A 7,266-nucleotide genomic window follows, 5' to 3' on the forward strand; every position below is an offset into this window, starting at 1 on the left:
ATCGAGGGGGAACTGGGAAGGTGCGCAGATGATAGGCGAAACTCCGCCCCCGGCGTCACCGCTCCGGGACGGCGAAACTCAGCCGCCGCGCCCCGGCGGCGTCACCTGCGCGCTGGCCGGCCACTGCACCACCGCTTCCAGCCCACCTTCGGCACGGTTGCGCAGCCACAGGCGCGCACCATCCTTTTCGGCCAGGGCGCGGGCGATGGTCAGGCCCAGCCCGGCACCGCCGGTCTCGCGCGAACGCGAGGTCTCCACCCGCACGAACGGGTCGAACACCCCCTCCAGCTGATCTTCGGCCAGGCCGGGGCCATCATCGGCCACCACCACGGTGATCGCGCCGCCACTGCGCTCGACCCGCACCCGCACCCGGTAGGCGTACATCACCGCGTTGTCCACCAGGTTGGAGAACAAGCGGTGCATGGCCAGCGGACGCAGCATCAGCACCGCCCCGCTGCCGCCTTCGAAGACAACGTCGCCGCCGCCCTCGGCCGTGTCTTCGACAATGCTTTCCAGCAGCGAATCCAGGTCCAGTGCGGCGCGCTGCTCGGCACTTTCCGCACTGCGCGCCAGCTCCAGGCCTTCGCGCACCAGCGCCTGCATCGCCGCCAGGTCGCCAATCAGGCGTTCGCGCAGGGTCTCGTCGCTGACGTTCTCCAGACGCAGGCGCAGGCGGGTCAATGGCGTCTGCAGGTCATGGGTGATCGCCGCCAGCATCTGCGTGCGTTCGGCCAGGTGCCGCTGCAGGCGATGCTGCATGGCGTTGAAGGCTTCGGCGGCGCGCTGCACTTCGCGCGGACCGCGCAGGGGCAGCGGATCGCGCTGCAGGTCATCGCCGAGATCTTCCGCCGCTGCAGCCAGCTCCTGCAGCGGTGCGCTGGCCATGCGCGCGACGATGTACGCCAATATGGCGATCGCCAGCACCAGCAGGGTCAGGAACCACGGGTCGACGGCGAGGATGCCGTTGTGCGCCACGGCCGGCGAATCCAGCGCCAGTTTCAGCAGCGTGCCATCGTTGAGGGTCACGTCCACCGCGCGGCACTTGGGCGGGATGAACGCCGGATCACGCTCACGCGGATGCCTGCGGTGCCCGGGCGGCGGCGGCGGCAGCAGGTCCTGCAGCTTGGGAATGCAGGAACGGAACGAGGCGAAGTGCACATGTGCACGCGACACCGGACCCGGCCGGTCATCCAGCACCTCCATCAACGCGGTATCGGCCCGCCCCAGGCGTGCACCCGGTTGCAGCGCACGCACGCTCGGCCCACCAATCTCGAGCAGGCGCTCGCGCAGTTCGGGGTTGCCATCGAGCAGGTTGACGTAGCCCTGCAGGCGATCGGCGATGCGGTTCAGGTTCTGCCGCTCGAATTCCTGCTGGCGCTTGGAGGTGGCCAGCATGGTCGCGCCGATCGCGGCCACGCTCATGCCCAGCAGCAGGATCACGAACAAGCGCCCGACCATCGAGGACATGAAGTGGCGCAGGCGCTTCATCGCGGCTTATTCCAGGTTGACGGCCGAGGCAAGCACGTAGCCTTCATTGCGCACGGTCTTGATCAGCCCATCCGGGCCGCCGTCATCACCGAGCTTGTTGCGCAAGCGGCTTACCTGCAGGTCGATCGCACGGTCCTGCGCCTCGTAGTTGCGGCCACTGCTGAGCGCGACCAGCTGCTCGCGCGACAGCACCTTGTTGGCGTGTGCGATGAACACCCGCAGCAGGCGGAATTCGGCACCGGACAACACCACCACGCGGTCATCCGGGTCCACCAGGTGGCGATGCTCCAGGTCGAACACCCAGCGCGAGAAGCGCGCGCGGCGCACCGCCAGCGGCTCCAGGTTGGCCGGCAGCGCCTCGGTCCGGCGCAGTACGTTGCGGATGCGCGCCAGCAGCTCGCGCGGTTCGAACGGCTTGGCCAGGTAGTCGTCCGCGCCCATTTCCAGGCCCAGCACGCGATCGATCGGCTCGGCACGCGCGGTCAGCATGATCACCGGCGTGTTCGAGCGCGCGCGCAGGTCGCGGCACAGGGTCAGGCCATCCTCGCGGGGCAGGTTGAGGTCGAGCACGATCAGATCCACATGCTCACGGTCCAGCAGCTGGCGCATGGCGGTGCCATCGGCGGCCGTGCTCACCTGGTAGCCGGCACGGCCGAGCTGCTCGGCCAGCAGGGTGCGGATGTCGTTGTCGTCGTCGACGATCAGCAGTCGATGCATCGGGTTTTCAGTCTCCATGTCGCGATCATCCCGTGTCGGCAGCTGAACCGCATCCGGGGCAATGCGTACCAGTGTATCCACCCATGGGCGGGATACCTGTGGTTACGCGTATTCACCGACAGTGTTACATAGAGACATACCCCGAGGATTGAGCCGCCCATCGCCCGGTCTTCACAATGCCCACCAACGCCGCCACCGCGGCCCCGAGAGTGAAGCCACGACGTGACGTTCCGCCTGCTGCCTGCGACCCGCCGGGGTCGCCTGATACTGATCGCCCTGCTCGTCTTGATCGTCGCCGCAGCCGCCTGGTGGTTGCTGCGCAAGCCTGCCGCCCCGGCGGTGGCGACCACGCCGGTCAGCCGTGGTGACATCGAGCAGACGGTGGAGGCCACCGGTGTGATCGACGCCTACAAGCTGGTCAGCGTCGGTGCCCAGGCCTCGGGCCAGATCAAATCGCTGAAGGTGCAGCTGGGCGATACCGTGAAGGAAGGCGACCTGATTGCCGAAATCGACGCCACCACCCAGCAGAACCAGGTGCTCAATGCGCAGGCCTCGCTGGACCAGGTCACCGCCCAGCGCGCCGTGCAGCAGGCCACCCTGCGCCAGGCCGAACTGGAATTCGCGCGCCAGCAGCAGATGCTGGCCGCCGAGGCCACCTCGCGCCAGGAATACGATGCCGCCGAAGCACAGCTGAAGACCGCACGTGCCCAGCTGCAGTCCTACGAGGCACAGATCAAGGGCCGCGAGACCGAGCTGGGCACCGCCCGCGCCAACCTGGCCTACACCCGCATCACCGCGCCGATGGACGGCACCGTGGTGGCGGTGGTGGCCGAGGAAGGTCGCACCGTGAACGCCAACCAGACCGCACCGACCATCGTCATGCTGGCGCGGCTGGACGTGGTCACCGTCAATGCCGAAATTTCCGAAGCCGACGTGGTCAAGATCAAGGCCGGCATGCCGGTGTACTTCACCACGCTGGGCGATCCGGATCGCAAGTACCACGCCACGCTGCGCCAGATCAATCCGGCGCCGGCCTCGATCGCCAACGAGAGCTCCTCCAGCTCCAGCAGTTCTTCAAGCTCCAGCTCCAGCAGCGCGGTCTACTACAATGCGCTGTTCGACGTGGAAAACCAGGATGGCACCCTGCGCATCGACATGACCGCGCAGGTCTCGGTACTGCTCAAGCAGGCCAAGGGCGTGCTGATGGTGCCGGCAGTGGCACTGGGGCCGAAGCGTCGCGGCGACGAGCGCATGGTGCGGGTGCTGGACGACAAGGGCCAGCCGCAGCCGCGCAAGGTCACCGTCGGCATCAACAACGGTGCCTCTGCCGAGATCCTGTCCGGGCTGGAGGAAGGCGAGCGCGTGGTGGTCGGTGAGGCCGGTGCGGCCGGTGCCAGCGCCGGCGGTGGCAACCGTGGCGGCATGCAGATGCGGGTCGGCGGCCCGGGCATGGGGCGCCGATGAGCACGACGGCGCCGCTGCTGCGCCTGCGTGACCTGCGACGCGAATTTCCGGCCGGCGACGATGTGATCGCCGTGCTGCGCGACGTCAATCTCGACATCCACGCCGGCGAAATGGTGGCCATCGTCGGCCAGTCCGGTTCGGGCAAGTCGACGCTGATGAACATCCTTGGCTGCCTCGACCGCCCCACCCGCGGCAGCTACCAGGTAGCCGGCCGCGAGACCGGCAGGATGGAACCGGACGAACTGGCCGAACTTCGCCGCGGGCATTTCGGTTTCATCTTCCAGCGCTATCACCTGCTGGGCGATCTCGATGCGCGCGGCAACGTGGAGGTGCCGGCTGTGTATGCCGGCAGCCCTGGCCCGGTGCGCAACGCACGTGCCGAGCAGCTGCTGCAGCGGTTGGGCCTGAGTGACCGCATGCACCACAAGCCGGGCCAGCTGTCCGGTGGCCAGCAGCAGCGCGTGTCGATCGCGCGTGCGCTGATGAACGGTGGCGAGGTGATCCTGGCCGACGAACCGACCGGCGCGCTCGACACCAAATCCGGCGAGGAAGTGATGGCGATCCTCGGCGAGCTGCACGCCGAAGGCCACACCATCATCATCGTCACCCACGACATGAGCGTGGCCGAGCACGCGCAGCGCATCATCGAGATCCGCGACGGCGAGATCATCGCCGACCGCGCCAACCCGAATGCGCCGACCTATCGCGCACAGCGCGAGGCCAGCACCGGCGTGGCCCGCGGCAACAGCTGGCGGGCCGCGCGCGACCGCTTCACCGAAGCGTTCCGCATGGCGTTGCTGGCGATGAATGCACATCGGCTGCGCACCTTCCTGACCATGCTCGGCATCATCATCGGCATCGCCTCGGTGGTCTCGGTGGTGGCGCTGGGCAATGGCTCGCAGCAGCAGATCCTGCAGAACATCAGTGCGCTGGGTACCAACACCATCGACGTCTACCCCGGCCGTGGTTTCGGCGACATGCGCTCGGCCCGCGTGCAGACGCTCAAAGCCAGTGATGCCGATGCGCTGGCCCGGCAGAGCTACGTCGACAGCTCCACACCCAGCGTGTCAACCTCGGTCACCGCGCGTTATCGCAACCAGTCCTCCACCGCCCAGGTCAGCGGCGTCGGCGAGCAGTTCTTCCGGGTCAAGGGCGTGACCCTGCTCAGCGGCAGCTTCTTCGATGCCGATGCGGTGAAGGGCCTCGGCCAGGTCGCGGTGATCGACGAGAACACCCAGACCCAGTTCTTCCCCGATGTCGATCCGATCGGCCAGGTGATCCTGCTCGGCAACGTGCCGGCACGCGTGGTCGGCGTGGCCAAGCGCCAGAGCTTCGGGTTCGGCGGCAGCACCAGCCTGAGCGTGTGGCTGCCGTACACCACGGTGATGTCGCGCATGCTCGGCCAGAGCCACGTGTCCAGCATTACCGTGCGCGTGGACGACGCCACGCCGATGGATGCGGCACAGGAAGCGATCACCCGCCTGTTGACGATGCGCCATGGCACCGAGGACTTCTTCCTCAGCAACAGCGCCGAGATCCGCCAGACCATCGAGCAGACCACGCGCACGATGACCCTGCTGATCGGCGCCATCGCTGCCATCGCGCTGCTGGTGGGCGGCATCGGCGTGATGAACATCATGCTGGTGTCGGTGACCGAACGTACCCGCGAGATCGGCGTGCGCATGGCCGTTGGTGCACGGCAGAGTGATATCCGCCAGCAGTTCCTGATCGAAGCAGTGCTGGTGTGCCTGCTCGGCGGCGTGCTCGGCATCGGCCTTGCCCTGCTGCTGGGTTCGATGATCGGCCGCTTCGCCAGCGACTTCCAGGTGTTGTTCTCCACCGCCTCGATCGTTGCCGCGTTCGCCTGCTCGACCCTGATCGGCGTGGCGTTCGGCTTCCTGCCCGCGCGCAATGCCGCGCAGCTCGACCCGGTGGAGGCCCTGGCCCGCGAATGAAGATGATGACCCGACTGCCCTTACCTGTCCCCTCGCGCCTGTTGCTGGCGGGCGCCGTTCTGCTCGCCTTGTCCGGTTGCGCATCCATGGGCCGCTATCCGGTGCAGGCCCCCGACGTGGCGGCGACTTACGGTCGTGGCGACGCCACCCTCAATGCGCCCGCCGACGATCCGCGCAGCAGCCTGGATACTCCGGGCCGCGACATCCGCCAGGACACCTGGTGGACCGGTTTCGGCGATGAACGACTGGACCGCCTGGTGGCGCAGGCACTGGCGGCCAACAGCGATCTGGCCGCCGCCGGCCTGGCCGTGCAGCGCTCACGCCTGCAGGCTGGCCTGGCCAGCAACGCGTTGTGGCCGCAGCCTTCGTCTTCAGGTGTGAGTGGCAGCGCCAGCCGCGCCACCGACCAGGCCGACGACTGGCGCCGCAGCTATTCCACCGGCGTCTCGCTGGGCTGGGAAGTGGACCTGTGGGGCCGCCTGCGCACCCAGCGCGACATCGCCCGCTGGGAAGCCGAGGCCAGCGAGGAAGACCGGCAGAACACCGCGCTGCTGGTGATCGGCGACAGCATCACCCAGTACTGGACGCTGGCCTACCTCAACCAGTCGATCGCCACCGGCCAGGCCAACCTGGAGCGGCTGGAGCGCACCCGCGAACTGGTGCAGGCACGCTTCGACGCCGGTGCGGTATCGCGCCTGGAAGTACGCCAGGCACTGCAGAACCTGCAGTCGCAACGCGCCTCGCAGAGCGCACTGGAACAACAGCGGGTGGAAGTGCGCAATGCCCTGACAGTCCTGCTGGACGGCACGCCGTGGCCGCAGCAGGACGAACCGCAGGACCTGCTCGGCGCTCGCAGCCCAAGCATCGCCGAGGGCCTGCCGACCGACCTGCTTGGCCGCCGTCCCGACCTGCGTGCGGCCGAACTGCGGCTGCGCAACAGCCTGAAGACCATCAAGGTCACCGCCACCCAGTACTACCCTGCGCTGAGCCTCACTGGCAGCCTCGGTTCCAGTGCGACCTCGCTGGGCGACGTGCTGCGCAACCCGGTGGCCACGCTCGGCGCCGGCCTGTCGTTGCCGTTCCTCAACCTGCAGCGCGCGCAGCTGGATACGGACATCGCCGGCACCGCGTACCAGATTGCTGCAACCAATTTCCGCAAGACGCTGTACACCGCGCTTTCGGAAGTGGACAACGCACTCTCGGCACGCGAGCAGCTGGTCCGCCAGGTCGCGGCCTCGCAGGCCTCGTACGACGAAGCGGTGGAAGTGGAGCGCGCGCAGGAAGTGCGCTACCGCGTGGGTGCCACCGATCTGCGCACCTGGCTGGAAGCACAGCAGACCCGGCGCGACGCCGAGCTGTCGCTGGCGCGCGTGCGCCAAGGCCAGCTGAACAACGACGTGACCTTGTTCAAGGCACTGGGCGGCAGCGCGGGGTGAGGCGGCGGGAGCGCCAACCAAGGTTGGCGACTACCGGTAGGTGTCGACCTTGGTCGACACGGCCGATCCACGCCATGCGTGAATCGGATCGCCGGTAGCGGGGGGGGGGGGTTAGTGGAGGAGGCCGACGGGGATTGGGAGGGGGGTAATGGAGGGAAGTGCACAAAGTTTGTGTATTAGGTTCGGGCAGTGTGTTCAATTGGGTT

5 protein-coding genes are annotated in these 7,266 nt (G+C 67.8%); 3 read left to right on the forward strand and 2 right to left on the reverse strand.

The genetic code is table 11. The features are described 5' to 3' along the window. Positions 1–78: 78 nt before the first annotated feature. Positions 79–1,488: an ATP-binding protein gene (locus AC0Z6F_RS21940; protein WP_485618551.1), complete on the reverse strand. Its 1,410-nt coding sequence runs from the start codon at positions 1,486–1,488 to the stop codon at positions 79–81. Positions 1,489–1,494: 6 nt separating this feature from the next. Further along, complete coding sequence (locus AC0Z6F_RS21945) at positions 1,495–2,223, reverse strand: response regulator (RefSeq protein ID WP_004151313.1); 729 nt, start codon at positions 2,221–2,223, stop codon at positions 1,495–1,497. A gap of 204 nt (positions 2,224–2,427) precedes the next feature. On the opposite strand from AC0Z6F_RS21945, the gene AC0Z6F_RS21950 reads away from it, so the two are divergent. Genes AC0Z6F_RS21950 through AC0Z6F_RS21960 form a run of 3 tightly spaced genes read left to right on the forward strand, consistent with a single transcriptional unit; the run spans position 2,428 to position 7,060 of the window. After that, positions 2,428–3,669 carry an efflux RND transporter periplasmic adaptor subunit gene (locus AC0Z6F_RS21950; RefSeq protein WP_485618553.1) on the forward strand — a complete coding sequence of 414 codons (1,242 nt, stop codon included), beginning with the start codon at positions 2,428–2,430 and terminating at the stop codon, positions 3,667–3,669. Next, positions 3,666–5,624, forward strand: coding sequence for a MacB family efflux pump subunit (locus AC0Z6F_RS21955; RefSeq protein WP_485618555.1), 1,959 nt, complete (start codon positions 3,666–3,668; stop codon positions 5,622–5,624). The genes AC0Z6F_RS21950 and AC0Z6F_RS21955 overlap by 4 nt, the downstream gene beginning before the upstream one ends. Beyond that, positions 5,621–7,060: an efflux transporter outer membrane subunit gene (locus tag AC0Z6F_RS21960; protein ID WP_485618556.1), complete on the forward strand. Its 1,440-nt coding sequence runs from the start codon at positions 5,621–5,623 to the stop codon at positions 7,058–7,060. The genes AC0Z6F_RS21955 and AC0Z6F_RS21960 overlap by 4 nt, the downstream gene beginning before the upstream one ends. Positions 7,061–7,266 lie beyond the last annotated feature (206 nt).

The sequence above is a fragment of the Stenotrophomonas sp. 1L-E-5-B-C3 genome, from assembly GCF_057292075.1.

Coding starts and splice junctions, on each gene's coding strand:
- AC0Z6F_RS21940 (WP_485618551.1), bottom strand. CDS start 1,488: ATGAAGCGCCTGCGCCACTTCATGTCCTCGATGGTCGGGCGCTTGTTC.
- AC0Z6F_RS21945 (WP_004151313.1), bottom strand. CDS start 2,223: ATGGAGACTGAAAACCCGATGCATCGACTGCTGATCGTCGACGACGAC.
- AC0Z6F_RS21955 (WP_485618555.1), top strand. CDS start 3,666: ATGAGCACGACGGCGCCGCTGCTGCGCCTGCGTGACCTGCGACGCGAA.
- AC0Z6F_RS21960 (WP_485618556.1), top strand. CDS start 5,621: ATGAAGATGATGACCCGACTGCCCTTACCTGTCCCCTCGCGCCTGTTG.